The following is a 25,328-nucleotide window of genomic DNA, read 5'->3' on the forward strand; positions in this document are numbered from 1 at the left end:
AGCCGCCCTCACCCCGGCACCGTCTCTCCCTCTGCCTCGCGTTCCGCCTCTGCCTGTTCGGCGGCCCAGGCGCCCGCGGCCTCCACCGCGACCGGCGAGGACATGGGCAGGACGCCGAGGTAGCTGTCGGTCTCCGCAACCGGCGTCACCGCGCGCTGTGCCATGCGGTAGAGCGCGTAAAGCGCCACGGCCCCGAAGGTCACCGCCAGCACCAGCCAGAAGGCGAAGGGCCCGAAACCCTGCATCGCCCAGCCGGTGATCAGCGGTCCGGCAATGGCGCCCAGCCCGAAGGTGAACACAAGCCCGCCGGAGGCCGCGGGCATCTCCTCGGTCGTCAGGAAGTCGTTGGTGTAGGCGAGGAACAGCGCGTAAAGCGGAGTCGTGACGCCTCCGGCGAGGAAGGCCGCGGCCATCAGCGCACGGCGGTCCGTGCCGTAGCCCCAGCCCAGCAGGCAGGCCGCGCCGCCCACCACCGCCGCGCCGAAGATCAGCTTGCGGCGGTCCATGCGGTCCGACAGCCAGCCGAACGGGTATTGCAGCACCAGCGCCCCGGCAAAGAGCATCGCGATGAACAGCGAGATCAGGTTGGCCGACATGCCGATCTGCGTGCCAAAGACCGCGCCCATCCCCGACTGCGTGGCGTAGAGCCCGCCCAGCAGGAAGGTGCCCACCACGCCCAGCGGCGAGCTGACGAAGAGCTGTCTCAGCGACATGGGTTTCGCCACCTCGACCACCGGCGCGGGCGAGATGCTGAGCAGGATCGGCGCGAAAGAGATCGACACAAGGATCGACGCCCCGATGAACAGCGCGGCCGTGCCCGCGTCGCCCAGCGTCAGCAGACCCTGCGCACCGATGATCCCCAGCGTCTGGGCGATCATGTAGGCCGACAGCACCTTGCCGCGCGTCTCGTTGGTGGCGGCGTTGTTCAGCCAGCTTTCGGCGGCGACATAGATCCCGGACATGCAGAAGCCGAGGATCACCCGCAGGATCGTCCAGGCCCAGGGCTCTGCCAGCAGGGTCAGGGCGATCAGCCCGGCGGACATGAAGCTGCCGAGCGCCGCAAAGACCCGCACGTGTCCGACCCGCCGGATCAGCACCGGGGCAAACCGCGCGCCCGACAGGAATCCCATGAAATAGCCCGAGGTGACGATGGCCAGCTCGCCCGCCGAAAACCCCTCGATCCCGCCGCGCAGGCCGATCAGGGTGAAATGCATGCCGTTGCCCAGCATGATGAAGACGATGCCGATCAGCAGCGCCCAGATCGTTGCAAGGACCTGAAGCATGGGATGACCTTTCGCGCGTCGGGGTTCGGACCTTCCCGCAGCCTACAGGCCAAAGACGGCCGGCGCGAAGGATTCATCCCCGCGCCGGCCTCCGTTTGCGACAAATCATGTCTCTTGCTGACTATGACGCCACCGGCGCCGTCACCGTTCGGGCAGCAGGCCCCTCGGGCTGAAGCGCAGCACCAAGAGCAGGATCACCCCCATGGTCAGAAGCCGCATGTGCTGCACCGAATCCAGCAGATGCGCCTTCAGCCAGGACCCGTCCGCCATGCCCGCGGTCAGAAGCGACATCAGCGACTGGCCCAGCGGCTCCACCTGCACCCAGAAGAACCAGATCAGCATGCCGCCCAGCACGGCGCCCAGGTTGTTGCCCGAACCGCCGACGATGACCATCACCCAGATCAGGAAGGTGTAGCGCAGCGGCTGGTAGGTCGTGGGCGTCAGCTGCCCGTCGAGCGTGGTCATCATCGCCCCGGCGATCCCGCAGATCGCGGACCCCAGCACAAAGACCTGCAGGTGGCGGTAGGTCACGTCCTTGCCCATCGCGCGGGCCGAGACCTCGTTGTCGCGGATCGCCCGCATCATCCGGCCCCAGGGCGATTTCAGCGCCAGCTGCGCCAGCACCAGCAGCACGACCAGCACGGCGGCGAACATCAGCGAATAGCCGAGCTTCACGTAGATCGTCGAGGCCGTCGCCGGGTCGAGGCCAAGGCCCGCCGCCTGCTCCACAAAGGCCGGATCGGCCTGAAGGTCGGTCTCGTAGGGGACGGGGCGGGGCAGGCCGTTGACGTTCTTCACGCCGCGCGACAGCCACTCCTCGTTCTTCATGATCGCGATGATGATCTCGGAGATGCCCAGCGTCGCGATGGCGAGGTAGTCGGAGCGCAGCCCCAGCGCCGTCTTGCCGATCACCCAGGCCGCGCCCGCCGCCAGAAGGCCGCCCATCGGCCAGGCCAGCACCACCGGCAGGCCCAGCCCGCCGAGGAAGCCGGTGCCCGCGGGGTTCACCGCCTCGATGGCGTTGACCGCGTCGTCCCGCACCCAGCGGTAGAGAAAAAAGCCCCCGATCAGCACCAGCGCCACCAGCCAGCCTTTGCGCGACCGCTTCCACAGCATGGCCGAGACGGCGATGACCGCGGTGCCCACCACCAGCGCCAGAAGCGCCCGCGGCCCGCCCGCGGCCCAGGCCTCCGGCACCGGCGAGACGGAGGTCAGCACCACCGCAAGCCCGCCCAGCGCGACGAAGCCCATGACACCCACGTTGAACAGCCCGGCGATGCCCCACTGCAGGTTCACGCCCAGCGCCATGATCGCGCTGACCAGCCCCATGTTTAGGATGACGAGCGCGGTGTTCCAGCTCTGGTAGAAGCCGGTGAACAGGATCAGCCCGGCCACGAGAGCGAAGAGAAGGACGGTCTTCAACGACTGGTTCATACCGATTTCCCCTTGAAGAGGCCCGTGGGGCGGAACAGCAGGACGATCACCAGGATCATGAAGCTGACCGCGAACTTGTATTCGGTGGCCAGGAGCTGCACGAGGCCGGAAGGCTCCAGCGCCTCGGGCATCATGTAGCCCAGCACCTTCTTCCATGCGTAGGTGATGCCCACCTCGCTGAACGCGATGACAAACCCGCCCGCGATGGCCCCCAGCGGCGAACCCAGCCCGCCCACGATGGCCGAGGCGAAGATCGGCAGCAGGAGCTGGAAGTAGGTGAAGGGCTTGTACGACTTGTCGAGCCCGTAAAGCACGCCCGCCACGGTGATCAGCCCGGCCACGATCAGCCATGTCACCATCACCACCCGCTCGGGGTTGATGCCGGACAGAAGCGCGAGGTCCTCGTTGTCGGAATAGGCGCGCATCGACTTGCCGGTGCGCGTGCGGTTCAGGAACCAGAACAGCACCGCCACCACGACGACCGCCACCACCACCGTGATCGCCTGCGTCGTCTTCAGGCCCAGCCCCTCGGCCAGGCCCGTGGCGCGCTTGAAGTCGCCGGCCGAGATGATGAACCGCTCGCCATCGGCAAAGATCTGGTCGTCCGCCCCCAGCACGAAGCGCGTCAGCCCGTTGTAGATGAACATCACCCCGATCGAGACCATGACGAAGATGATCGGCTTGGCCTTCTGCGCCCGGTAGAAGCGATAGACCACCCGGTCGGTCAGCAGCACCAGCACCGCCGTCCCCGCGATCCCGAAGGGTATGGCCAGCAGCGCCGTGGGCAGCGGGCCCAGCCCGATCCCCCAGCTCTGGAACAGCCAGGTCACGAGGATCGTCACCATCGTGCCGAAGGCCATCGTGTCGCCATGGGCGAAGTTGGAAAACCGCAGGATACCGTAGATCAGCGTCACCCCCAGCGCGCCGAGCGCAAGCTGGCTGCCATAGGCGATGGCCGGGATCAGCACGAAGTTCGACAGCGCCACCAAAGCGTTCAGCAGGTCCATCAGGACAATCCCTCCATGTCGCAGGTGCGGTACAGCGTGACGCCCCCTAAGCCGGTCGGGCCCGGCCCCTCAAGGTCGTTGCGCGCGCCCAAGCGGAACGCGCCGTTTTCGAAGAGGGCAAAGGTCCGCAGGCGCCGCCCGCCGGCCTCGGCCCCCACGGCCATAGGCCACGCCGCGCCCCCGCGGGCCGCGGTCATGTCCATGGCCGCGACGGCCCGGGCGCCCGCCACGCCCCCGGAAACCGGTTGCCACGCCGCCCTCATTCCTCCGCCTCGCAGCGTCCGAGGTAGCTCACCATCATCGGCCCTTCCGCGTAATGCACCGTGTAGCGCACGTCGCCCGCCTCGGAGATCGTCAAGAGGTGGCGCGCGTCGAAGTCGCCGCCCGACAGCGACAGCCGCCCGCCGTCCTTCGCCCCGACCATGAAGACCGTCCCGGCATCGGCGATCAGGTTCGCCTCCACCATCATCACGGAGGGGTCCATCCCGCCGGCACGGGCGTCCAGCAGGGGCGCAAAGCCGCCGTCGCTGCAGGCCTCGTCCTCGTAACACTCGCGTTCGAACCGGCACGCGAGGCGGATGTCCTCCTGCACCGGCGCATCGGTCACGGTCAGCATCGTGCCGGTATCCTCGCCAGCCTCACCGCCAGCACCCCCGCCATGCTCCTGCGCAAAGACGGGCAGGGCGGCGACGATCAGCGCCAGCGCGCCCAGCTTCTCTGCTTTGCAAATACTCAAACCGTCACCCCCCGAGAAAGCTCTTGCGCACTTCGGGGTCGGCGAGCAGTTCGCGGCCCGTGCCGGTGTAGGCGTTGGCACCCTGCACCAGGACATAGCCCTTGTCCGCGATCTCCAGCGCCTGCCGGGCGTTCTGCTCCACCATCAGGATGGAGATGCCGGTGCGCGCCACCTCGATGATCCGGTCGAAAAGCTCGTCCATCACGATGGGCGACACGCCCGCCGTCGGCTCGTCCAGCATCAGGACGGTGGGCTTGGTCATCAGCGCGCGGCCCACGGCCACCTGCTGGCGCTGCCCGCCCGACAACTCGCCCGCCGGCTGGCGGCGCTTCTCGCGCAGGATCGGGAACAGGTCGTAGACCTGCTCCATCGTGGTCCGGTAATCGTCGGTGCGGATGAAGGCGCCCATCTCCAGGTTCTCCTCCACCGTCATCGAGGTGAAGATGTTCGAGGTCTGCGGCACAAACCCCATGCCCCGCGCCACCCGGTCCTGCGGCGTGAGCTGGGTGATGTCGTGGCCGTCCAGCCGCACCGCGCCGGACCGCACGTCCAGCATGCCGAAGACCGCCTTCATCGCCGTGGATTTGCCCGCGCCGTTGGGGCCGACGATCACCGCGATCTCGCCCTTGTCGACGGCGATGGTGCAGTCGTGCAGGATGTCCGGCCCCTTGCCGTAGCCGCCGGTCATGCTGTCGCCGATCAGGAACGGCCCGCCGGGCGCATCCGTCACCGCGCCGGAGCGCCGGGTCGGATCGACCGTGCCCTCGCCGCCGCGCCGGGTGATCGACGCATCGTGGTTGCCGCGGTCGTCCTGGTAGAACCCGTCCTCGCCACTCATGCGCGCCCCCCGGTATCCCTCGTGTGCAGGTGTCCGGCCGCGCAGGCGGCGCCCGTGCCGCCGGTGCAGGCCTTTCGCCGGTGACGGCGTGCTGCGAAAACCGCCCTCATTCCTGCGCCACCTTGTCCTTGTTCTTCAGGCCGGTGCCCAGATAGGCCTCGATCACCTGCTCGTTGGCCTTGATCTCGTCCAGCGTGCCCTCGGCCAGCTTCTTGCCTTCCGCCATGACGATCACCGGGTCGCAGATGCGGCCGATGAAATCCATGTCGTGCTCGATCACGCAGAAGGTATAGCCGCGCTCGCGGTTCAGCCGCACGATGGTGTCGGCGATGGTGTTCAGAAGCGTGCGGTTCACGCCTGCGCCCACCTCGTCGAGGAAGACGATCTTGGCATCCACCATCATCGTGCGGCCCAGCTCCAGCAGCTTCTTCTGGCCGCCGGAAATGGCCCCGGCGGGATGATCGGCCAGATGCGAGATTGTCAGGAAATCAAGCACTTCGTCGGCCATCCTGCGCAGCGCGCGCTCTTCCTCGGCGATGCGCTTGCGGCCGATCCAGGTGTTCCACAGCGTCTCGCCCGACTGCCCGCCCGGAACCATCATCAGGTTCTCGCGGCAGGTCATGGACGAGAATTCATGCGCGATCTGGAAGGTCCGGAGCAGCCCCTTGTGGAACAGCTCGTGCGGCGGCAGGCCGGTGATGTCCTCGCCGTCCATCGTCACCTTGCCCGAGGTCGGCGGCAGCGCGCCCGCGATCACGTTGAACAGCGTCGTCTTGCCCGCGCCGTTCGGCCCCACGAGGCCCGTGATCGACCCCTTGGCGATTTCCAGCGAAGCGCCGTCCACGGCGCGGAAGGCACCGAAATGACGGTGCAGGTTCTCCACCTTTATCAATGAACGTCCCCCGTGGCGCGCACATGAAGTGCACCCCATAAAGCATTGAAGCCGCCCGGGAAAATTCCGGACGGCCCCAAGTTTCGCCCTGGCTTACTTGAACTCGACGGTCTCAGCCGCGCCGCCGGTGACGGTGTAGTGACGGTACGAACCCGCCGCTTCGCCTTCACCGATCAGCTCGACGCCGGATGCACCGACGTAGTCGATGTCGCCGCCGTTCTTCGGGATTTCCAGCGCCTTGCCCAGCTCACCCGGCAGGATCGGCTCGCCGGGGGCGTTGGCCACGTCCATCAGGTTCGCGGCCACCGCTTCGGAGGTCGCCTCGCCGCCCTTCGCCATCGCCAGCGCGATCAGCGCCGCCGCGTCGTAGGATTCGCGGGTGTAGGAGGACGCCGCGTCGATGCCCGCATCGCCGGCCACCTTGTCGAACGCTTCCGCGCCTTCGCCCTGCGCCCAGGGCGATGTCCCGAAAGAGCCTTCCAGCGCGTCCGACTGCTCGGAGAACAGCGTGTCGCCGTACATGCCGTCGCCCATGATGTACATGTCGAAGGCACCGGTGTCGTAGGACGCCTGGATCATGCCCTTGCCGCCCTGGTCGGTGTAGCCGAACACCGCCAGCGCGTCGCCACCGGCAGACGCCAGCGCGCCGATCTCGGCGGAGTAGTCGGCCTTGCCGTCGTCATGCGGCGCGGACAGGGTCACTTCGCCCTCGAAGTTCTCCGCGAAGGCATCGGCCAGGCCCTTGCCGTAGTCGTTGTTGGTGTAGGTCACCGCGACCGAGGAGATGCCTTTTTCCTTCAGGATCTCGGCGATCACCGCACCCTGGCGCGCATCGGACGGCGCGGTGCGGAAGAACAGGCCGTTGTCCTCGGCGGTCGACAGCGCCGGAGAGGTCGCGGACGGCGACACCATCGGGATGCCGTTCGGCACGGCCACGTTGGACAGCACGGCGCCGGTCACGCCGGAGCAGTCCGCGCCCATGATCGCCACGACGCCCTCGGAGGTCACCAGACGCTCGGCGGCGGCGGTTGCGGCGGCGGCGTCGACGCAGGTCGAATCCGCGCGCACCGGTGCCAGCGTCATGCCGTCAAGGAACATGCCGCTCTCGTTCACTTCGGTCAGCGCCAGCTCGGCGCTGTCGGCCATGGCCGGCGTGATGGATTCGATCGGCCCGGTGAAGCCCAGGATGATCCCGATCTTGACTTCGGACATGTGGCTCTCGGCGTGGGCGGCCCCAGAAGCAAGGGCGGCTGCAGACGCGGCAAGAAGCAGTTTTTTCATTGTTCAACTCCCGTGTTGGATCTGTTGTCCAGCGCAAAGGCTATGCGGCGGATCGGGAAATGAAAAGCCCCGCCGCAAGGTCACGTATGGGAAATCGCAGCGTGAACAGTCTTGCTCGGTCCCGGAAACGCCCCACTTCGAGGAAAGGACCCCAGGCCCAGGAGGCAGCACATGCGCGCGTTGACCCACACCGGACTTCTGACCCTCATCCTCTGCCAGCCCGCGCTGGCCCAGACGACGGCCCAGACGGCGGGCCAGACCATAGACACCGCCGCCGGGCCGATGACCGTCCAGCCGGTGGTGCAGGGGCTCGACGGGCCGTGGGCCTTCGACACGCTGCCCGACGGCACCATCCTCATCACCGAGATCGGCGGCAGCCTCCTGTCGGTCCGGGGCGGCAGCGCCACCCGTGTCTCCGGCCTGCCGGGCGACATCGCGGTGGGCGGGCAGGGCGGGTTGCTCGACATCCTCGTGCCAAGCGATTTCTCCGACGACCGCACGCTCTTCCTGACCTACGCCAAGGCGCAGGGCCGCGGCGCGGGCACGGCGGTCTACCGCGCCACGCTCTCCGACGACGGCACCGCGCTGGAAGGTGGCGAGGTCATCTTCGAGATGGCCCCGGGCGACACCACCGGCCGGCACTTCGGCTCCCGCCTCGTCGAAGGGCTGGGGGACACGCTCTTCGTCACCATCGGCGAACGCGGCGACCGGCCCGCCGCGCAGGACCTGTCCCGCCACAACGGTTCGGTCATCCGCATCAACCGCGACGGCAGCGTGCCCTCCGACAACCCCTTTGTCGGGCAGGACGGCGCGCAGCCCGAGATCTGGTCCTACGGCCACCGCAACCCGCAGGGCGCGGCGATGGACGCCTCCGGCCAGCTCTGGGTCAACGAACACGGCGCACAGGGCGGGGATGAGGTCAACCGGGTGCAGAAAGGCGCCAACTACGGCTGGCCCGTCATCTCCTACGGTCGCCACTACAGCGGCGCAAAGATCGGCGAGGGCACGGCGCAGGACGGCATGGAACAGCCCGTCCACTACTGGGACCCCTCCATCGCGCCTTCGGGCATGGTGTTCTACGACGGCGCCGTGTCGGACTGGCAGGGCAACGCCTTCGTCGGCTCGCTGAAGTTCGACTACATCGCCCGCCTCGCAGGCGACTCGATGACAGAGGTGGAACAGATCGACCTCTCCGACACGGGCCGCATCCGCGACGTGGGGCAGGGGCCGGATGGCCTGCTGTGGTTCCTCTCGGAATACGAGGGCGGTCTCTACAGGCTGGTGCCCGAAGGCTGATCCGGGCGGTCGAGCCGGTAATACGCCGTATCCGTCCACTCGACCCCGCCATAGAGGAAGTTCTTCTCCTCCACCCCGGTGCAGACGAAGCCCAGCTTCTCCAGCAGACGGGAAGAGGCCTCGTTCCTCGGGTCCAGTTCCGCGGTCAGATGCGCCTGCTCCGGCCACCGCGCAAAGGCGCGCGGCAGGATGGCGGACAGCGCCTCGAAGGCAAAGCCGCGCCCCCAGAAGGCGGGCACCACCATGTAGCCGACCTCCGGCCTGTGCCAGACCCCGGCCTTGCCGATGCAGCGCCCGTCGCATTCGAGGACGTATTCCTCCTGCCGGTCCGGGTCCGGGGCGATCAGGGTCTTCAGGATGCGTCCGGTCTGCGCGATGTCGTGATGCGCCGGGCCGCTCCAGTAGCGCATGGCGCGCGGGTCGGAAAACGCCTCGTGCAGCGCCTCGAGGTCGTCGGGCCGCGCATGGCGCAGGATAAGGCGGTCAGTCCGGATCATGGCGACAGGGGTGCCATGCAACGGGGCGGAAGGACAAGTCTCGGGGTCGTTATGCACCCGTCCGAGACGCGGTTAACCGATTTTGACGCAGCGTCACCTCTGGCCCGCGTGAAAAGGTTACCAACCGGCCGTTTCAGGGGGTCGAACCGGCCGGTTCACCCCATAACGCGGCGGTCATCTGCATGAAGATCGGGTAAAGCCGTTAACGAAGCGCCGGATGCGCCACCACCCGTGGTGCGCGCGCGCCGCGTTCACCGCCACGCACGGCCCGTTAACCTCGGTTCAGACCGACAGCCGCGCCGCGTGGGTTCCGCGCTCGCGGTAGGGCGTCGTCTCGTAATGGGCGCGGTAGCATTTCGAGAAATGCGAGGGGCTGGCAAAGCCGCAGGCCAGCGCGACGTTGATCACGCTCATGTCGGTCTGCATCAGGAGGTTCCGCGCCTTCTGCAGCCGCAGTTCCATGTAGTAGCGCTTGGGCGAGCGGTTCAGGTAGCGGCGGAACAGCCGTTCGAGCTGCCGGGTCGACATGCCCACGTCCTTGGCCAGCAGGGCCGGGGAAATCGGCTCCTCGATGTTGCTCTCCATCATCTGGATGACCTGGCTCAGCTTCGGATGCCGCACCCCGATCCGCGTCGGCACCGACAGCCGCTGCGTGTCCTGGTCGGTGCGGATCGAGGAATAGATCTGCTGGTCCGCCACGGCACTGGCCAGTTCCTCGCCATGGTCGTTGGCGATGATCTGCAGGAACAGGTCGATGGACGACGTCCCGCCGGCGGTCGTCATCCGTGTCCCGTCGATGGCAAAGACCGACTTGGTCAGAAAGACGTCCTCGAATTCCTCCGAAAAGCTGTCCTGGTTCTCCCAGTGGATCGTGGCCTTCTTGCCGTCCAGAAGTCCTGCCTTTGCAAGGGGATAGGCGGCGGTGCACAGCCCGCCCACATGCAGGCCGCGGCGCGCCTCGCGCCTCAGCCAGGAAATCAGCCGCTTGGTCGTGGCCTTCTGAACGTTGGCGCCGCCGCACAGCACCACAGTGTCGTCGCGGTGCAGCTCGTCAAGGTCGCCGTCAAGCTGGAACACCGTCCCGGTGGAGCACGAAACCGTCGCGCCGCCCTCGCCGATAACCCGCCATTCATAGAGCTTCTTCGCCGACATCCGGTTCGCCAGCCGCAGGCAATCCATGGCGGCGGCAAAGGACAGCAGCGTGAAATCCTCCAGCAGCACAAAGACGAACCGGCGCGGTTTCGCAGGCACGTTCTCGATCTCGACGATCTGTCGCTGGTTCGGCGGCAGCATGGGAAGCCTCATGAGCTTGGGGCCGGATCCGGCGCAAGTGGTGCGGCTCAGATGGGCAGAAGGGACCGCCAGCGTCAAGAGATGTCGCGAAAAACACGACTGGCCAGCAGAGGAAGGCTCGCCTATAACGCGGAACCGTCAAAACGCAGACCGTTCAAGGAACGACAACCGGAGTAGATCAAATGACCGAGTGGCAGAAATCGAACTGGCGCGCACTCCCGCGGGTTCAGATGCCCGAGTATACGGACGCCGAGGCGCTGTATGCCGTCGAGGCACAGCTGGCAAAGTATCCTCCGCTGGTCTTTGCCGGTGAAGCCCGCCGCCTGAAGTCCCTCCTGGGCGCTGCTGGCCGCGGCGAGGCCTTCCTTCTCCAGGGTGGCGACTGCGCCGAATCCTTCGACCAGTTCAGCGCGAACGCCATCCGCGACACCTTCAAGGTGATGCTGCAGATGGCCATGGTGCTGACCTTCGGCGCCAAGGTGCCGGTGGTGAAGGTGGGCCGCATGGCCGGCCAGTTTGCCAAGCCGCGCTCCGCTCCGACCGAGGTGGTGGATGGCGTCGAGCTGCCCAGCTACCGCGGCGACATCATCAACGATCTGCCCTTCACCCCCGAAGCGCGCATCCCGAACCCGCAGAAGATGCTGCAGGCCTACACGCAGGCCGCCGCCACGCTGAACCTGCTGCGCGCGTTCTCCACCGGCGGCTACGCCGACGTGCATCAGGTGCACCAGTGGACGCTGGGCTTTACCGAGGGCGAGAAGGCCGCAAAGTACCGCGACATGGCCTCGCGCATCACCGACACGCTGGACTTCATCCGCGCGGCGGGCGTCTCGAACGAGCAGGCGCACACCCTGCACACGGTCGAGTTCTACACCTCGCACGAAAGCCTGCTGCTGGAGTACGAAGAGGCGCTGACCCGGATGGATTCGACCTCCGGCAAGTGGCTCGCGGGCTCCGGCCACATGGTCTGGATCGGCGACCGCACCCGTCAGCCCGACGGCGCGCACGTGGAATTCTGCCGCGGCATCCTGAACCCCGTCGGCCTGAAGTGCGGCCCGACCACCACCGCCGACGACCTCAAGGTGCTGATGTCGAAGCTCAACCCGCAGAACGAGGAGGGCAAGCTGACGCTGATCGCCCGCTTCGGCGCGGGCAAGGTGGCCGAGAACCTGCCGCGCCTCATCAAGGCGGTGCAGGAAGAGGGCGCCAAGGTGACCTGGGTCTGCGACCCGATGCACGGCAACACGATCAAGTCGGCCACCGGCTACAAGACTCGTCCGTTCGACAACGTCCTGCGCGAAGTCCGCGAGTTCTTTGGCGTGCACGAGGCCGAGGGCACCGTCCCCGGCGGCGTGCATTTCGAGATGACCGGCCTCGACGTGACCGAATGCACCGGCGGCGTCCGTGAAGTGACCGAAGAGGACCTGAGCGACCGCTACCACACCGCCTGCGACCCGCGTCTCAACGCCTCGCAGTCGCTGGAACTGGCCTTCCTCGTGGCCGAGGAACTGACTGCCCGCCGCGAGAACGCCGCCGCCGCCGCGCACGGCTGATCGCAGAAGCTGTCGGAAAGCACGAAGGCCGGTCCCCCGGGGGCCGGCCTTTTCCATGTGCGGCCCCCGCCCGAGGCAGCAGGCCCGATGCCACGGGGACGGTCCCGCGGCACGTGGCGTTCAGGTGTCAGTCGTTGTCGACGATCAGGCGCAGGTGGCCGCGCTGCACGGTGGGACGCGGCTCTTCGGTCTTCGCGGCAGGGGCCGGGGTGAAACTGCGCTGCTCTTCGCGGACCTCGAAGGCCGGGCGCGGCTGCGGCAGGTCCGTACCGGCAAGGCCGGGCGCCGCAGGCGTTCCGCTCACCGCGGCCGAGATGTGCATCCGCACCACCTGGAACCGGCGCGGCGTCCGGCCGATCCGGCCATGGCTGATCAGCGCGCCAAGCCCGCGGGTCAGATCGCCGAAGTCCGAGCGCAGCGGCAGCAGCACAAGGCTGGCCTCGAGGTCGGGCTTGCCGAAACCGGCCTCTGCCCGCAGGTCGATGCGCACGATGGCCGGGTCGGCGAAGAGCGCCGTGACGCCCTGGCCGAACCGCTCGCGGTCGGCGGGGGCGATCAGGCTCGACAGCGGCATGCCCGCCACCTGCATGCCCATCAGGTCGTTGAGATGTGTGCCCGCCACGCGGATCTTTGCCATCGACGGTGCGATGCGCTCCAGCAGGAACGCGTTTTCCAGCGCGCTTTCCATGCCCCTCGGGTCGACCTGGCTGCGCAACGGGACAGAGCTGCCATCGCACAACCCGCGCCAGTAGGTTTCCACCTGGCGCAAGGGCGCTTCGCGCCGTGCCTTCTCCCGCTCCGTCATCGAAACGATCCCTTGTCCGTTTCCGCCCTTGCCAAACATGTGTCCGCTCCTTTTGGTTCCGGATGCGACCTGGCAGAGCCCCCTGCCACCATGTCCGTGTGTCAATACTTCTTATAAAACCATTACTACCAGAACGCCGCCCGAATTTCGCCTCATTTCTGGCTCAACGGTTAACGTCTTCCAAAGAATTGTTGGCATCTGCCTGCCGGAACGGCGCCGTCTGCCGGACGCTCGGCGCTTGCCTTGCGCGGCTCCGGGCATTACCCGGAACCCATGACAGGAGAGACAGACATGCGGCAGTCGATGACCGGGTTCGCGAGTGTGCAGGGCGCGGCCTTCGGCCTTGCCTGGGTGTGGGATCTGAGGGGCGTCAACGGCAAGGGGCTGGACCTGCGCCTGCGCCTGCCCGACTGGGTCGAGGGGCTCGAAGCGCAGGTGCGGGCCCTTGCGGCCAAGGCCCTTGTGCGGGGCAACGTGCAGATCGGGTTGCGCCTGACCTCCGACGGCGGCGACGGCGCGCTGCGGCTGGACGAGGGCCAGCTGACCGCCGTGCTCGACGCCATGTCCCGGATCGAGGCGGAGGCGATGGAACGCGGGCTCTCGCTGGCGCCGTCGACGGCGGCCGAGGTGGTGGGCCTGCGCGGCGTGCTGACGTCTGAGGCCGCAGAGGTCGACCAGGACGCGCTGCGCAACATGCTGGTTGCCGACTTCTCCCGCGCGCTCGATGCGTTCATCGGAATGCGGCAAAGTGAGGGCGCCGCGCTGGCCGACATCGTGATGCGCCAGCTCGACGAGATCGAGTCGCTGGTGACGGAGGCCGAAGCCGCCATCGCCGCCCGCGCCGACGCGCAGGTCCAGCGGTTCCGCACCCAGCTGGCCCGCGTCACCGACAACGTGGACGGCATCGACGAGGCGCGCATCGCGCAGGAACTGGCGCTGATCGCGGTGAAATCCGACGTCACCGAAGAGATCGACCGCCTGCGCGCCCACATCGGCGCCGCCCGCGACCTCATGGCCACCGAGGGCGCCATCGGCCGCAAGCTCGACTTCCTCTGCCAGGAATTCAACCGCGAGGCCAACACCCTGTGTTCGAAGTCCGGCGATACGGAACTGACCCGCATCGGCCTGAGCCTCAAGACCGCCATCGACCAGATGCGCGAGCAGATCCAGAACGTGGAATGACCGCTATGTCCGACAGCCTGCCGAACCGCCGCGGTTTGCTCATCATCCTGTCCTCGCCCTCGGGCGCGGGCAAATCCACCCTGTCGCGGCGCCTGCTGGACTGGGACCCCTCCCTGAGGTTCTCCGTCTCTGCCACGACCCGCGCGCCGCGGCCCGGCGAAGTGGACGGCCAGCACTACCACTTCCTCGCCGAGGAGGATTTCAAGCGCACGGTCAACGACCAGGGGATGCTGGAGCACGCCCATGTCTTCGGCCACTTCTACGGCTCGCCCCGCGCGCCGGTGGAGGCCGCGATCGGGCAGGGGCGCGACGTGCTGTTCGACATCGACTGGCAGGGCGCGCAGCAGATCGTCAACTCCGCGCTCGGGCCGCACACGCTCTCGGTCTTCATCCTGCCGCCCTCCATCGCCGAACTGCGCCGCCGCCTCGTCGGTCGCGGTCAGGACGCGCCGGAGGTGATCGCCAAGCGGATGCAGAAAAGCTGGGACGAGATCTCGCACTGGGGCAGCTACGACTATGTGCTGGTGAACGACGACCTCGACGCCACCTTCGGGCAGCTGAAGACCATCGTCGCCGCCACCCGCCTGCGCCGCCTGCAACAGCCCTGGCTCGTGGACCACGTCCGCAGCCTGCAAACGGAATTCGAGGAGCTCGCATGACCATCTACGCCTTGGACGACATCGAACCGCAACTGCACGCCACCGCTTGGGTCGCCCCCGGCGCTCATGTCATCGGCCGCATCGTGATGGAGGAGGACAGCTCCGTCTGGTTCGGCAGCACCCTGCGCGGCGACAACGAGGAAATCCGCGTCGGCCGCGGCTCCAACCTGCAGGAGAACGTGGTCTGCCACACCGACATGGGCTATCCGCTGGTGATCGGCGCGGGCTGCACCATCGGCCACAAGGTCATGCTGCACGGCTGCACCATCGGCGACAACACCCTGATCGGCATGGGGGCGACGATCCTGAACGGCGCGAAGATCGGCAAGAACTGCCTGATCGGCGCGGGCGCGCTTGTGACCGAGGGCAAGGAGATCCCCGATGGCAGCCTCGTCATGGGGATGCCGGGCAAGGTCGTGCGCGAACTGACGCCCGAGGCCATCGAGGGCCTGAAGAAGTCCGCGCTTGGCTACCAGGCCAACGCCCGGCGCTTTGCCAGGGGCCTGCGTGCGCTCTGAGCGCCCCCTGACGACACACGAAAAATCGCGCGTGCCCGCGGGTTTGCGCGATTGACAGCCCCTGCGCGCGGTGCTCCCTCTGACGCCATCAGAAGACCCGATAGGAAAGACGCCATGAAACCCACGCTGCAACGTCCCGTGACCGTCCCGCAGAGCCTCTCGACCCCGGTCATCACGCCGCTGATGCCCTCCGTGGTCTACGCCTCGACCACGCCGGACGAGCTCGATTCGCAGTACGAGGGCCGGGCGCAGGGCTACACCTACGCGCGTGAGGGCCATCCCAATGCCGACGTGCTGGCCCGCCGCATCGACGCGCTCGAAGGGTGCGAGGGCGGCCTGGTGCTGGGCTCCGGCATGGCGGCGGTGGCGGCGGTGCTGCTGGGCCTGACCAAGGCGGGCGACCACGTCGTGGGCGGCGACCAGCTTTACGGCCGCTCGCTCAGGATGCTGACCGAAGACCTGCCGCGCCTCGGCATCGCCACCACCATGGCGCAGGTGACGGATGCCGCATCGGTCGCCGCCGCGCTGCGCCCCGAAACGAAAATGGTACTGATCGAGGTCGTCTCCAACCCCACGCTGCGGCTGGCCGATCTCGACGGCATCGCCGCCCTCTGCCGGGAAAAGGGCGTGCTTCTGGTGGTCGACAACACCTTCACCACGCCCGCCACGGTCAAACCGTTCGAACACGGCGCCGACATCGTGCTGCATTCGGTGACGAAGCTGCTGGCGGGCCATTCGGACGTGACGCTCGGCTGGATCGGCGCGAAGGACCCCGACCTGATGGCGAAGATGCGGGTCTTCGCCGTGACCACCGGCATGACGCCCAGCCCCTTCGACTGCTGGCTGGCGGAGCGCGGGCTGCACACCTTCGCGCTGCGGCAGGCCCGCACGCAGGAGACCGCGCGCCGGCTGGCCGATCACCTCGCCGGACAGGCGGGCATCGCCAGGGTGCTCTACCCGACCCGGCCCGACCACCCCGACATGGCCCGCGCGCAGGGGCTGCTGCAAGGGCAGGGCGGCAACATGGTGAGCTTCGTGCTCGACGGCGGACGCGCCGAGGCCAACGCCTTTGCCGAGGCCGCAAATGGCGTGGCCTTCGCGCCGACGCTGGGCGATGTGGGCACCACGCTCTCGCACCCGGCGTCCTCCTCGCACCGCGCGCTGACGCCCGAGGGCCGCGAGGCGCTCGGCATCACCGAGGGGTTCTTCCGCGTCTCCGTGGGGCTCGAGGACCCCGACGCGCTGATCGCCTGCTTCGACGCGGGGATCGCCGCCGCGCGGAGCGTCTGAGATGACGGAGGCCGAAGCGGGTTTCGTCGAGGCGATCCCGCTGCCTGCGGTGATGATCCGCCGCGACGAGCGGATCGAGGCGGCCAACGGCCCGGCGCTGGCGCTGCTGGGGCAGGGCATCCGGGGCCGCCACTTCATCACTGCGCTGCGCCAGCCCGGCCTGCTCGACGCGATCGAGAGCTGCCTGCGTGACGGCTCTCCGCGCGTGGCCGACTTCCTGACCAACGACGGGCGGCAGGACACCACCTACCGCGTGACCGTGCGCGCCGTGACGCTGGAAAGCGGGCGCGGTGTGTTGGTCTGCTTCGAGGACGTCACTTCCATCGAGCAGATCGGCCAGATGCGCCGCGACTTCGTCGCCAACGTCAGCCATGAACTGCGCACGCCGCTGACCGCCCTGATCGGCTTTATCGAGACACTGAAAGGCCCGGCGCGCGGCGATCCGGCGGGGCAGGCGCGCTTTCTGTCGATCATGGAGTCGGAGGCCGCCCGCATGAACCGCCTGATCGGCGACCTGCTGTCGCTCAGCCGGGTGGAGGCGGACGAACGCGTCCGGCCCACGACCCGGCTCGACCCGGCCGAGATCGCGCGGTCCACGCTGCACGGGCTGCGCCCCATCGCGGAGGAGGCGGGTGTGACGCTCGACCTGTCGGTGCCCGATGTGCCGCTGTCCATCCCCGGCGACGAGGACCAACTGCGGCAGGTGCTGACCAATCTGGTGGAGAACGCGATCAAGTATTCCGGGCGCGGCGCCTCCGTCACCGTAACGCTGACCGCGGTGGATTACGAACCGCGCGTCCGGGGTCGGGGGGTGCGGCTGACGGTCAGCGACACGGGCCCGGGGATCGACCAGATCCACCTGCCGCGCCTGACTGAACGCTTCTACCGCGTGGACAGCCACCGCTCGCGCGAGATGGGCGGCACGGGACTGGGTCTCGCCATCGTCAAGCACATCGTGAACCGCCACCGCGGGCGGCTGCGGGTGGACAGCGAACTGGGCAAGGGCACGACCTTCACCGTCATCCTGCCCGCCGGCTGACGGTGCGGCGGCACGTTTGCCCGCCCGTCACAAACCCCGGGAATCGGTAAACGCGCCGTCACGATTCGACCGGGGCGCCGAAGTATCCGTCGAGATCGGCAAAATGACCCAGCGTCATCAACGATTTCCGCCCCTCAGCGCGTGCAAATTGAAGAGTGCCGCGGAAGTATCTGGCATTAAACAATAAAACAAAACCCATCCAATCCGCAGCCCGTCCCAGGCGCGAAGTCATGCCGCCCGCGTCCCGCTCACGTTGCATGAAATCCCGTTAAAAACCGCGCCGTCATCAAACTGTTACATCACCGTCACAAAAGCATTGCGCGCTGTCCTTAGCGAGGGGCGCGACGGTCATCACTGGGGATGATCGATTCCTGACCTAGGGAGCAAACCTGATGAAATTCGTGAAACTGACCGCCTCTGCTCTGGCGCTCGCTTCCGCAGCCTCCGCAGCCTACGCACGTGACAACGTGCAGGTTGCAGGCTCCTCCACCGTTCTGCCCTACGCCTCCATCGTGGCCGAAGCCTTCGGCGAGAACTTCGACTTCCCGACCCCGGTCGTGGAATCCGGCGGCTCCTCCGCCGGCCTCAAGCGCTTCTGCGAAGGCGTGGGTGAAAACACCATCGACATCGCGAACGCCTCCCGCGCGATCCGCGAAAACGAAATCGCCGCCTGCGCAGACGCCGGCGTGACCGACATCATCGAAGTCCGCATCGGCTATGACGGCATCGTCTTCGCCTCCCAGATCGACGGCCCGGCCTTCACCGCCTTCGAACCGGCAGACATCTACAACGCCCTGGCCCCGAAAGTGGTCAAGGACGGCGAGCTGATCGACAACCCCTACACCATGTGGTCCGAGTTCAACGCCGAGCTGCCGGAAGCCGAGATCATGGCCTTCATCCCGGGCACCAAGCACGGCACCCGCGAAGTCTTTGAAGAGAAGGTCCTGGCAGCAGGCTGCGAGACCACCGGCGCCCTGCAGGCGATGCTCGACAGCGGCATGTCCGAGGATGATGCCGAGGACGCCTGCATCGCAGTGCGCACCGACGGTCGTTCCGTGGACATCGACGGCGACTACACCGAGACGCTGGCTTCCATCGACTCCAACTCCAACGGCATCGGCGTCTTCGGCCTGGCATTCTACGAGAACAACACCGACAAGCTGAAGGTCGCCACTGTCTCCGGCATCGAGCCGAAGACCGAGACCATTGCCTCCGGCGAATACCCGGTCTCCCGCCCGCTGTTCTTCTACATCAAGAAGGCACACATCGGCGTCATCCCGGGCCTGAAGGAATTCGCGGAATTCTTTGTCGCTGACGAGATCGCAGGCCCGGACGGCCCGCTCTCCGAATACGGCCTCGTGGCTGACCCGGAACTGGCACAGACCCAGGAGAAGGTCGCGAACGAGACCACGATGTCCGAAGAAGGCATGTAATCGGACCCGCAAGGGACCTTGCACACCTCAGACGGGGCGGCCATTCCCGCCGCCCCGTCCGCCATTCAGGCAAAGAAATACATCAGGGACTTCGGGGGGCACATGCCTTTACTCTGGCTCATCGTGATCGTGCTTGCGCTGGCAGCCGTCGGCTATGTCGCCGGGCGCGGCCGCGCAATGAAGAGCGCCGGCGGCGACAGCCGCCACCTCCACTCGCTGCCGTCCTATTACGGCTCGAACGCGGCGATCAAGGTCGTCGTCCCCGCCTTCCTGCTGCTGATCGTCTGGCTTCTGGCGCAGCCGATCTACGTCAACTCCGTCGTCTCCGGGATGATCCCCGAGAGCGAGGTCGCCGAGGGCAGCAACCTGTCGCTCGTGATGGCCGAGGTGCGCCGCACCGCCGACGGCATCGACAACGCCATCGCCGCAGGGCTGATGCAGGCCGACCGCGTGCGTGACATCAGCGCCGACCAGCTCACCCAGTCGCTGAAGGACGCGGGCCAGATCGTCACCTCCGCGATCACCCCGGCCGTGCTGGACGCCGCACAGGAGTTCCGCGTCATCAACAACCGCGGCAACCTCTACATGACCGTGGCCGTGCTGGTCCTCGCGATCGCGGGCTTCGTGATCGCCTTGCGCGAGACGCACAAGGACTTCCGCGCCCGCAACGTGGTGGAAACCTCCGTCCGCTACCTGTTGATCGCCGCCGCCTCCATCGCGATCCTGACCACCATCGGCATCGTGTTCTCGCTGATCGGCAACACCATCCGGTTCTTCAACCTCTACCCGGCGGGCGAATTCTTCGGCTCGCTCACCTGGTCGCCCTCCTTCGGCGGCGGGTCCGAGCTGGGGATCTGGCCGCTGCTCTGGGGCACGCTCTACATCTCTTTCGTGGCGCTGCTGGTCGCCGTGCCGATTGGCCTCTTCGCCGCCGTCTACCTGTCGGAATACGCGGGCCCGAAGATGCGCGCCTACGCCAAGCCCGCGCTCGAGGTGCTGGCCGGCATCCCCACCATCGTCTACGGCCTCTTCGCGTTGCTGACGGTCGGCCCCCTGCTGCTGTCGGTCTTCGGCAGCGACGGTCTGGGCTGGATGCAGGGCACCCGCGCGGTCATCACCGCCGGCATCGCCATGGGCATCATGCTGATCCCCTTCGTCTCCTCGCTCTCCGACGACATCATCAACGCCGTGCCGCAGGCGATGCGTGACGGCTCCTACGGGCTGGGCGCGACGAAGTCCGAAACCATCAAGCAGGTGATCCTGCCCGCGGCCCTTCCGGGCATCGTGGGCGCCATCCTGCTGGCCACCTCCCGCGCCATCGGCGAGACGATGATCGTGGTACTGGGGGCAGGGGCCGCGGCCAAGCTGTCGCTCAACCCCTTCGAGGCGATGACCACCGTGACCACGCGGATCGTCTCCCAGCTGACCGGCGACGCCGACTTCGCCTCGCCCGAGGCGCTGGTGGCCTTCGCCCTCGGCATGACCCTCTTCATCCTGACGCTGGGGCTGAACGTCTTCGCCCTCTACATCGTGCGCAAGTACCGGGAGCAGTACGAATGACCGACGCATCCATGGACACCGCCGGTGCACCGCGCGGCAAGATTTCCCTGACCGCCGCCGACGCCCGGACCAAGCGCCGCAATGCCGCCGAGAAACGCTTCCGGATGTACGGCCTCGCCGCCATCGGCACCGGCATCTTCTTCCTCGTGGTGCTGCTCTGGGCGATCCTGACGAACGGCCTGACCGCCTTCCAGCAGACCTTCATCGAGGTGCCCGTCTATCTGGACGAGGCAAAGCTCGACAAGAACGGCAACCGCGACATCGAGGACATCAAGAAGGTCTCCACCTTCGGTTACCAGCCGCTGATCCAGCAGGCGATCTTCACGCAGGTGCAGGAGCAGGGCTTCGAAACCCCGCTGGAGGACGACGGCGACATGAAGGCGCTGATCTCCGCCTCCGCCGCCGCACAGCTGCGCGACTACGTCATCGCCAACCCCGGCCAGATCGGCGAGACCATCGAGTTCCGCATCCTCGCATCCTCCCGCGTCGACGGCTACTTCAAGGGCCGGGTCAAGCGCGAGGACATCACCCGCGACAAGAACATCGACGCCGAGCACCTCGACCTCATCGACCAGATGCGCGAGGCGGGGCTTGTCGAGAAGTCCTTCAACTCCGAATTCATCTTCGGTGCCGACGCCTCCGAATCCCGCCCCGAACAGGCTGGGCTGGGCGTGTCGATGCTGGGGTCGTTCTTCATGATGCTGGTGGTGTTGGCGCTGTCGCTGCCCATCGGTGTCGCCGCCTCCATCTACCTCGAGGAATTCGCGCCGCAGAACCGTTTCACCGACCTGATCGAGGTGAACATCTCCAACCTCGCGGCCGTGCCCTCCATCGTCTTCGGCATCCTGGGCCTTGCCGTCTTCATCCAGTTCGCCGGGCTGCCGCAGTCCGCGCCGCTGGTCGGCGGCCTCGTGCTGACGCTGATGACCCTGCCCACGATCATCATCTCCACCCGCGCCTCGCTGAAGTCGGTCCCGCCGTCGATCCGCGACGCGGCACTGGGGGTGGGCGCGTCGAAGATGCAGGCGGTCTTCCACCACGTGCTGCCGCTCGCCATGCCGGGCATCCTGACCGGCACCATCATCGGCCTGGCGCAGGCGCTCGGCGAAACCGCGCCGCTCCTGCTGATCGGCATGGTGGGCTACATCGCCACCAACTACCCCGAGGGCATCGCCGAAGGCTTCATGTCCCCGAACTCCGCCATGCCGGCCCAGATCTACGAATGGGCCAAGCGCGCCGACCCGGCCTACTACGAACGGGCCTGGGGCGGGATCATCATCCTTCTGGTCTTCCTGCTGACCATGAACATCATCGCCATCATCCTGCGCCGCCGCTTCGAGCGCCGCTGGTAAGCCGGAGAGATCCGGCCCCACCGCCAAGGCCCGGCATTCCCGACGGGCGGCCAAACCGCTAGGATAGGACCCATGAACATGTACGACGCACCGCATACGGACCGAAACGTGACCCAGACCGAGACCAAGATCAGCGCCCGTGGCGTTCAGGTATTCTACGGCGACACCCACGCCATCAAGGACGTGGACGTGGACATCGAGGACAAGACCGTGACCGCCTTCATCGGCCCCTCGGGCTGTGGCAAGTCCACCTTCCTGCGCACGCTGAACCGGATGAACGACACCATCGACATCTGCCGCGTCGAGGGCCGGATCGAGATCGACGGCGAGGACATCTACGACAAGCGCGTCGACCCGGTGCAGCTCCGCGCCAAGGTCGGCATGGTCTTCCAGAAGCCCAACCCGTTCCCCAAGTCGATCTACGACAACATCGCCTACGGGCCGCGGATCCACGGGCTTGCCAAGAACAAGGCCGACCTCGACGAGATCGTCGAGAAGTCGCTCCGCCGCGGCGCCATCTGGAACGAGGTGAAGGACCGCCTGCAGGCGCCCGGCACCGGCCTGTCCGGCGGCCAGCAGCAGCGCCTCTGCATCGCCCGCGCCATCGCCACCGAACCGGAGGTCCTCTTGATGGACGAGCCGTGCTCGGCGCTCGACCCCATCGCCACCTCGCAGGTAGAGGAACTGATCGACGAACTGCGGCAGGACTACTCGGTGGTGATCGTGACCCACTCCATGCAGCAGGCCGCCCGCGTCAGCCAGAAGACGGCCTTCTTCCACCTCGGCAACCTCGTGGAATACGGCGAAACCGGCAAGATCTTCACCAACCCCGAAGATCCCCGCACCGAAAGCTACATCACAGGACGGATCGGATAACCCCATGACCGAACTGAACCAGCACATCGCCTCGGCCTTCGACCGCGACCTCGAAGGCATCCAGGCCCGGATCATGAAGATGGGCGGCCTCGTCGAAGAGGCGATCATCAGCGCCGCCACCGCGCTCGAGAAGCGGGACGAGGAACTGGCCCAGAAGGTGCGCGACGGCGACAAGGCCATCGACGCCATGGACGAAAGCCTCAACGAGGAAGCCGCCCGGGTCATCGCCCTGCGCGCGCCCATCGCCTCCGACCTGCGGGTCGTGCTGTCGGTGATGCGCATGTCGGCGAACCTCGAACGCATCGGCGACCTGTCGAAGAACATCGCCAAGCGCACCTCGGTCCTGTCGCAGATGCAGCAGATCGGCGGCACCGCAGCCTCGCTCCGCCGCATGGCCCGCGAGGTGGAGCTGATGCTGAAGGACGCGCTCGACGCCTACATCCAGCGCGACGAGGCCCTGGCGCTCGACGTGATCGACCGCGACCGCGACGTCGACCAGATGTACAACACGCTGTTCCGCGAGTTCCTGACCTTCATGCTCGAGGACCCGCGCAACATCACCGCCTGCATGCACCTGCATTTCATCGCCAAGAACATCGAACGCATGGGCGACCACGTCACCTCGATCTCCGAGCAGGTGGTCTTCCTCGTCACCGGGCAGATGCCGACAGAGGCGCGGGTAAAGGACGACCGCACGTCCTCCGACTACCGGCTCTCGCCGGAGTTCTCGCAAGCGGACGAGGACTGAGGGCGATGGCGGCGGATCAGCCCACGGTTCTGCTCGTCGAGGACGAGCCGGCACAGCGCGAAGTCCTGTCCTACAACCTGGAGGCCGAAGGCTTCCGGGTGGCCAGCGCCGGCAACGGCGAAGAGGCGCTCCTGATGATGGCGGAGGAAAACCCCGACATCGTGGTCCTCGACTGGATGCTGCCCAACGTCTCCGGGATCGAGGTCTGCCGCCAGATCAAGACCCGGCCGGAAACCCGCAACGTGCCGATCATCATGCTCTCGGCCCGCTCGGAGGAAATCGACCGCGTGCGCGGGCTTGAGACCGGCGCCGACGACTACGTGGTCAAACCCTACTCGATCATCGAGCTGATGGCGCGGGTGCGGGCGCAGCTCCGGCGCACCCGGCCCTCCGCCGCCGGTCTGCGGCTCGAATACGAGGACATCGTGCTCGATTCCGAGACCCACCGCGTGACCCGCAACGGCAAGCCGCTGAAGCTCGGCCCGACAGAATTCCGCCTGCTGACCACCTTCATGGAAAAGCCGGGCCGCGTGTGGTCGCGCGAACAGCTTCTGGACCGCGTCTGGGGCCGCGACATCTATGTCGACACCCGCACCGTCGACGTCCACATCGGCCGCCTCCGCAAGGCGCTGAGCCAGCACGGCGGTCAGGACCCCCTCCGCACCGTCCGCGGCGCAGGATACGCGCTGGGGTGAGGAGCGGGTCCGGCAGAGCCGGATGAAAGGTCCGGTGGACCTTTCAAGCGACGAACGGGCGAAGCCCCGGGGCGGCCGGACCGCGCCTCCGGCGCGGCGAACCGTCCGGGGGACGGTTCGGGCAAATCACGGGCGAAGCCCCGGGCGAAGGAGCGGGTCCGGCAGAGCCGGATGAAAGGTCCGGTGGACCTTTCAAGCGACGAACGGGCGAAGCCCCGGGGCGGCCGGACCGCGCCTCCGGCGCGGCGAACCGTCCGGGGGACGGTTCGGGCCAATCAAGGGCGAAGCCCCGGGCAAACCAGCGGTTCCGGCGAAGCGCCGGGACGACCGCACCCAAGGCGCCCCATGACCGGCGCCAACACATGGGGGCAGGGCGCCCGCGCTTGAATTGTGCCTGCCCGGCCCCAACCTCCATTTCACAAGGGAGGACACATCATGCTCATCAGATCCATCGTCGCGGGCGCGCTGCTCAGCACGCCGCTCCTGGCCGAAGAGGTCAACATCACCCCGGACATGCCCTCGGTCACGATCGAGACGGCAGAAGGATCGGCCACCATCAGCCGCATTCAGGACCAGGCCAACGAGCTTGACGGCGAATGGGCACAGACCTCGCGCGCCTGTCCGCCGTTCTGCATCCAGCCGATGAGCCCGGCACCGGGCGTGACCACCATCGGTGAGCTTGAGCTGCTCGACATGCTGCAGGACCCCGACGCCATGGTGATCGACAGCCGCACCGAAGACTGGTTCCGCACCGGCTCCATCCCCGGCGCGGTGAATATCCCCTATACCTACGTCATCGACGAACTGGCACAGCTCGGCTGCGAGCCCGACTTCGACGGCTGGGATTGCGCCGGGGCGCGGCGTGTCGCGCTGTTCTGCAACGGGCTCTGGTGCGGCCAGTCGCCGACCGCGATCCGCAACATGATCGAGGCGGGCTATCCGGCCGACCGTATCTTCTACTATCGCGGCGGCATGCAAAGCTGGCGGCTGCTGGGCCTTTCGGTCACCGACCAGCCCAGCTGAGCGGGCAGGGCGCCGTGACGCGACGTTTCCGGCAGGGT

The 25,328-nt window shown here is 67.2% G+C and carries 26 protein-coding genes; 14 read left to right on the top strand and 12 right to left on the bottom strand.

The window, feature by feature from the left end; translation table 11 throughout:
* Positions 1 to 8 precede the first annotated feature (8 nt).
* From QNI11_RS09740 to QNI11_RS09775, 8 genes are all read right to left on the bottom strand, one after another.
* Complete coding sequence (locus tag QNI11_RS09740; RefSeq protein WP_283983254.1) at positions 9 to 1,283, bottom strand: MFS transporter; 1,275 nt, start codon at positions 1,281 to 1,283, stop codon at positions 9 to 11.
* Between the two features lie 141 nt (positions 1,284 to 1,424).
* Positions 1,425 to 2,717 carry a branched-chain amino acid ABC transporter permease gene (locus QNI11_RS09745; protein ID WP_283983255.1) on the bottom strand — a complete coding sequence of 431 codons (1,293 nt, stop codon included), beginning with the start codon at positions 2,715 to 2,717 and terminating at the stop codon, positions 1,425 to 1,427.
* Entirely contained in the window at positions 2,714 to 3,724 is a 1,011-nt protein-coding gene (locus QNI11_RS09750) for a branched-chain amino acid ABC transporter permease (protein ID WP_100930651.1), read from the bottom strand. Before QNI11_RS09750 ends, QNI11_RS09745 begins: the two co-directional genes overlap by 4 nt.
* On the bottom strand, positions 3,724 to 3,987 hold the full coding sequence (locus QNI11_RS09755; RefSeq protein ID WP_283983256.1) for a hypothetical protein: 264 nt from the start codon (positions 3,985 to 3,987) through the stop codon (positions 3,724 to 3,726). Before QNI11_RS09755 ends, QNI11_RS09750 begins: the two co-directional genes overlap by 1 nt.
* Complete coding sequence (locus tag QNI11_RS09760) at positions 3,984 to 4,460, bottom strand: hypothetical protein (protein ID WP_283983257.1); 477 nt, start codon at positions 4,458 to 4,460, stop codon at positions 3,984 to 3,986. Before QNI11_RS09760 ends, QNI11_RS09755 begins: the two co-directional genes overlap by 4 nt.
* A gap of 4 nt (positions 4,461 to 4,464) precedes the next feature.
* Entirely contained in the window at positions 4,465 to 5,298 is an 834-nt protein-coding gene (locus QNI11_RS09765) for an ABC transporter ATP-binding protein (RefSeq protein ID WP_283983258.1), read from the bottom strand.
* A 106-nt stretch (positions 5,299 to 5,404) separates the two neighbouring features.
* Positions 5,405 to 6,190 carry an ABC transporter ATP-binding protein gene (locus QNI11_RS09770; protein WP_100930647.1) on the bottom strand — a complete coding sequence of 262 codons (786 nt, stop codon included), beginning with the start codon at positions 6,188 to 6,190 and terminating at the stop codon, positions 5,405 to 5,407.
* Positions 6,191 to 6,283: 93 nt separating this feature from the next.
* Complete coding sequence (locus tag QNI11_RS09775) at positions 6,284 to 7,471, bottom strand: ABC transporter substrate-binding protein (RefSeq protein WP_283983259.1); 1,188 nt, start codon at positions 7,469 to 7,471, stop codon at positions 6,284 to 6,286.
* A gap of 171 nt (positions 7,472 to 7,642) precedes the next feature.
* Between QNI11_RS09775 and QNI11_RS09780 the strand changes: the two genes are divergently transcribed.
* Positions 7,643 to 8,767 carry a PQQ-dependent sugar dehydrogenase gene (locus QNI11_RS09780; protein ID WP_373418433.1) on the top strand — a complete coding sequence of 375 codons (1,125 nt, stop codon included), beginning with the start codon at positions 7,643 to 7,645 and terminating at the stop codon, positions 8,765 to 8,767.
* On the opposite strand, the gene QNI11_RS09785 is transcribed toward QNI11_RS09780, so the two are convergent.
* Together QNI11_RS09785 and QNI11_RS09790 are read right to left on the bottom strand one after the other, a co-directional pair.
* Positions 8,743 to 9,264: a GNAT family N-acetyltransferase gene (locus QNI11_RS09785; protein WP_283983260.1), complete on the bottom strand. Its 522-nt coding sequence runs from the start codon at positions 9,262 to 9,264 to the stop codon at positions 8,743 to 8,745. The two genes, QNI11_RS09780 and QNI11_RS09785, sit on opposite strands and share 25 nt — an antisense overlap.
* A 282-nt stretch (positions 9,265 to 9,546) precedes the next feature.
* On the bottom strand, positions 9,547 to 10,557 hold the full coding sequence (locus QNI11_RS09790) for a GlxA family transcriptional regulator (protein WP_100930643.1): 1,011 nt from the start codon (positions 10,555 to 10,557) through the stop codon (positions 9,547 to 9,549).
* A gap of 182 nt (positions 10,558 to 10,739) precedes the next feature.
* Between QNI11_RS09790 and QNI11_RS09795 the strand changes: the two genes are divergently transcribed.
* The gene (locus QNI11_RS09795; RefSeq protein WP_283983261.1) at positions 10,740 to 12,110 is read left to right on the top strand and encodes a class II 3-deoxy-7-phosphoheptulonate synthase; all 1,371 of its coding nucleotides are present in this window, start codon (positions 10,740 to 10,742) and stop codon (positions 12,108 to 12,110) included.
* Between the two features lie 127 nt (positions 12,111 to 12,237).
* Here the strand turns inward: QNI11_RS09795 and QNI11_RS09800 are convergent, their stop codons facing one another.
* Complete coding sequence (locus QNI11_RS09800) at positions 12,238 to 12,954, bottom strand: PAS domain-containing protein (protein ID WP_283983262.1); 717 nt, start codon at positions 12,952 to 12,954, stop codon at positions 12,238 to 12,240.
* Positions 12,955 to 13,206: 252 nt separating this feature from the next.
* Between QNI11_RS09800 and QNI11_RS09805 the strand changes: the two genes are divergently transcribed.
* The 5 genes from QNI11_RS09805 to QNI11_RS09825 all read left to right on the top strand — a co-directional run bounded on the left by QNI11_RS09805 (position 13,207) and on the right by QNI11_RS09825 (position 17,603).
* Entirely contained in the window at positions 13,207 to 14,097 is an 891-nt protein-coding gene (locus QNI11_RS09805; RefSeq protein ID WP_283983263.1) for a YicC/YloC family endoribonuclease, read from the top strand.
* 5 nt (positions 14,098 to 14,102) lie between these two features.
* On the top strand, positions 14,103 to 14,756 hold the full coding sequence (gene gmk, locus QNI11_RS09810) for a guanylate kinase (protein ID WP_198521905.1): 654 nt from the start codon (positions 14,103 to 14,105) through the stop codon (positions 14,754 to 14,756).
* The gene (locus QNI11_RS09815) at positions 14,753 to 15,274 is read left to right on the top strand and encodes a gamma carbonic anhydrase family protein (RefSeq protein ID WP_283983264.1); all 522 of its coding nucleotides are present in this window, start codon (positions 14,753 to 14,755) and stop codon (positions 15,272 to 15,274) included. The genes gmk and QNI11_RS09815 overlap by 4 nt, the downstream gene beginning before the upstream one ends.
* A gap of 114 nt (positions 15,275 to 15,388) precedes the next feature.
* A complete protein-coding gene (locus tag QNI11_RS09820; protein ID WP_283983265.1) occupies positions 15,389 to 16,564 on the top strand; it encodes a PLP-dependent aspartate aminotransferase family protein in 1,176 nt (391 codons plus the stop codon).
* A 1-nt stretch (position 16,565) separates the two neighbouring features.
* A complete protein-coding gene (locus QNI11_RS09825; protein WP_283983266.1) occupies positions 16,566 to 17,603 on the top strand; it encodes an ATP-binding protein in 1,038 nt (345 codons plus the stop codon).
* A 58-nt stretch (positions 17,604 to 17,661) separates the two neighbouring features.
* On the opposite strand, the gene QNI11_RS09830 is transcribed toward QNI11_RS09825, so the two are convergent.
* Positions 17,662 to 17,835 carry a hypothetical protein gene (locus QNI11_RS09830; RefSeq protein ID WP_283983267.1) on the bottom strand — a complete coding sequence of 58 codons (174 nt, stop codon included), beginning with the start codon at positions 17,833 to 17,835 and terminating at the stop codon, positions 17,662 to 17,664.
* Between the two features lie 160 nt (positions 17,836 to 17,995).
* Between QNI11_RS09830 and QNI11_RS09835 the strand changes: the two genes are divergently transcribed.
* From QNI11_RS09835 to QNI11_RS09865, 7 genes are all read left to right on the top strand, one after another.
* The gene (locus tag QNI11_RS09835; RefSeq protein WP_283983268.1) at positions 17,996 to 19,036 is read left to right on the top strand and encodes a substrate-binding domain-containing protein; all 1,041 of its coding nucleotides are present in this window, start codon (positions 17,996 to 17,998) and stop codon (positions 19,034 to 19,036) included.
* 102 nt (positions 19,037 to 19,138) lie between these two features.
* The gene (gene pstC, locus QNI11_RS09840; protein ID WP_100930635.1) at positions 19,139 to 20,596 is read left to right on the top strand and encodes a phosphate ABC transporter permease subunit PstC; all 1,458 of its coding nucleotides are present in this window, start codon (positions 19,139 to 19,141) and stop codon (positions 20,594 to 20,596) included.
* Positions 20,593 to 21,948: a phosphate ABC transporter permease PstA gene (pstA, locus tag QNI11_RS09845; RefSeq protein WP_283983269.1), complete on the top strand. Its 1,356-nt coding sequence runs from the start codon at positions 20,593 to 20,595 to the stop codon at positions 21,946 to 21,948. Before pstC ends, pstA begins: the two co-directional genes overlap by 4 nt.
* A 78-nt stretch (positions 21,949 to 22,026) precedes the next feature.
* Entirely contained in the window at positions 22,027 to 22,824 is a 798-nt protein-coding gene (pstB, locus tag QNI11_RS09850) for a phosphate ABC transporter ATP-binding protein PstB (protein WP_100931072.1), read from the top strand.
* A 4-nt stretch (positions 22,825 to 22,828) separates the two neighbouring features.
* Positions 22,829 to 23,572 carry a phosphate signaling complex protein PhoU gene (phoU, locus tag QNI11_RS09855; RefSeq protein WP_100930633.1) on the top strand — a complete coding sequence of 248 codons (744 nt, stop codon included), beginning with the start codon at positions 22,829 to 22,831 and terminating at the stop codon, positions 23,570 to 23,572.
* Between the two features lie 5 nt (positions 23,573 to 23,577).
* Positions 23,578 to 24,267 (top strand): phosphate regulon transcriptional regulator PhoB, encoded by a 690-nt coding sequence (gene phoB, locus QNI11_RS09860; protein ID WP_100930632.1) that lies wholly within the window; start codon positions 23,578 to 23,580, stop codon positions 24,265 to 24,267.
* Between the two features lie 435 nt (positions 24,268 to 24,702).
* The gene (locus tag QNI11_RS09865) at positions 24,703 to 25,290 is read left to right on the top strand and encodes a rhodanese-like domain-containing protein (RefSeq protein WP_283983270.1); all 588 of its coding nucleotides are present in this window, start codon (positions 24,703 to 24,705) and stop codon (positions 25,288 to 25,290) included.
* Positions 25,291 to 25,328 lie beyond the last annotated feature (38 nt).

The sequence above is a fragment of the Sagittula sp. MA-2 genome (assembly GCF_030126985.1).
Lineage (GTDB): Bacteria > Pseudomonadota > Alphaproteobacteria > Rhodobacterales > Rhodobacteraceae > Sagittula.

What these genes read in the sequence shown, in the direction of transcription:
- QNI11_RS09740 (WP_283983254.1), bottom strand. Translation starts at nt 1,283, where the DNA reads ATGCTTCAGGTCCTTGCAACGATCTGGGCGCTGCTGATCGGCATCGTC.
- QNI11_RS09745 (WP_283983255.1), bottom strand. Translation starts at nt 2,717, where the DNA reads ATGAACCAGTCGTTGAAGACCGTCCTTCTCTTCGCTCTCGTGGCCGGG.
- QNI11_RS09750 (WP_100930651.1), bottom strand. Translation starts at nt 3,724, where the DNA reads ATGGACCTGCTGAACGCTTTGGTGGCGCTGTCGAACTTCGTGCTGATC.
- QNI11_RS09755 (WP_283983256.1), bottom strand. Translation starts at nt 3,987, where the DNA reads ATGAGGGCGGCGTGGCAACCGGTTTCCGGGGGCGTGGCGGGCGCCCGG.
- QNI11_RS09765 (WP_283983258.1), bottom strand. Translation starts at nt 5,298, where the DNA reads ATGAGTGGCGAGGACGGGTTCTACCAGGACGACCGCGGCAACCACGAT.
- QNI11_RS09775 (WP_283983259.1), bottom strand. Translation starts at nt 7,471, where the DNA reads ATGAAAAAACTGCTTCTTGCCGCGTCTGCAGCCGCCCTTGCTTCTGGG.
- QNI11_RS09780 (WP_373418433.1), top strand. Translation starts at nt 7,643, where the DNA reads ATGCGCGCGTTGACCCACACCGGACTTCTGACCCTCATCCTCTGCCAG.
- QNI11_RS09785 (WP_283983260.1), bottom strand. Translation starts at nt 9,264, where the DNA reads ATGATCCGGACTGACCGCCTTATCCTGCGCCATGCGCGGCCCGACGAC.
- QNI11_RS09790 (WP_100930643.1), bottom strand. Translation starts at nt 10,557, where the DNA reads ATGCTGCCGCCGAACCAGCGACAGATCGTCGAGATCGAGAACGTGCCT.
- QNI11_RS09795 (WP_283983261.1), top strand. Translation starts at nt 10,740, where the DNA reads ATGACCGAGTGGCAGAAATCGAACTGGCGCGCACTCCCGCGGGTTCAG.
- QNI11_RS09800 (WP_283983262.1), bottom strand. Translation starts at nt 12,954, where the DNA reads ATGTTTGGCAAGGGCGGAAACGGACAAGGGATCGTTTCGATGACGGAG.
- QNI11_RS09805 (WP_283983263.1), top strand. Translation starts at nt 13,207, where the DNA reads ATGCGGCAGTCGATGACCGGGTTCGCGAGTGTGCAGGGCGCGGCCTTC.
- gmk (WP_198521905.1), top strand. Translation starts at nt 14,103, where the DNA reads ATGTCCGACAGCCTGCCGAACCGCCGCGGTTTGCTCATCATCCTGTCC.
- QNI11_RS09815 (WP_283983264.1), top strand. Translation starts at nt 14,753, where the DNA reads ATGACCATCTACGCCTTGGACGACATCGAACCGCAACTGCACGCCACC.
- QNI11_RS09820 (WP_283983265.1), top strand. Translation starts at nt 15,389, where the DNA reads ATGAAACCCACGCTGCAACGTCCCGTGACCGTCCCGCAGAGCCTCTCG.
- QNI11_RS09825 (WP_283983266.1), top strand. Translation starts at nt 16,566, where the DNA reads ATGACGGAGGCCGAAGCGGGTTTCGTCGAGGCGATCCCGCTGCCTGCG.
- QNI11_RS09830 (WP_283983267.1), bottom strand. Translation starts at nt 17,835, where the DNA reads ATGACTTCGCGCCTGGGACGGGCTGCGGATTGGATGGGTTTTGTTTTA.
- QNI11_RS09835 (WP_283983268.1), top strand. Translation starts at nt 17,996, where the DNA reads ATGAAATTCGTGAAACTGACCGCCTCTGCTCTGGCGCTCGCTTCCGCA.
- pstC (WP_100930635.1), top strand. Translation starts at nt 19,139, where the DNA reads ATGCCTTTACTCTGGCTCATCGTGATCGTGCTTGCGCTGGCAGCCGTC.
- pstA (WP_283983269.1), top strand. Translation starts at nt 20,593, where the DNA reads ATGACCGACGCATCCATGGACACCGCCGGTGCACCGCGCGGCAAGATT.
- pstB (WP_100931072.1), top strand. Translation starts at nt 22,027, where the DNA reads ATGTACGACGCACCGCATACGGACCGAAACGTGACCCAGACCGAGACC.
- phoU (WP_100930633.1), top strand. Translation starts at nt 22,829, where the DNA reads ATGACCGAACTGAACCAGCACATCGCCTCGGCCTTCGACCGCGACCTC.
- phoB (WP_100930632.1), top strand. Translation starts at nt 23,578, where the DNA reads ATGGCGGCGGATCAGCCCACGGTTCTGCTCGTCGAGGACGAGCCGGCA.
- QNI11_RS09865 (WP_283983270.1), top strand. Translation starts at nt 24,703, where the DNA reads ATGCTCATCAGATCCATCGTCGCGGGCGCGCTGCTCAGCACGCCGCTC.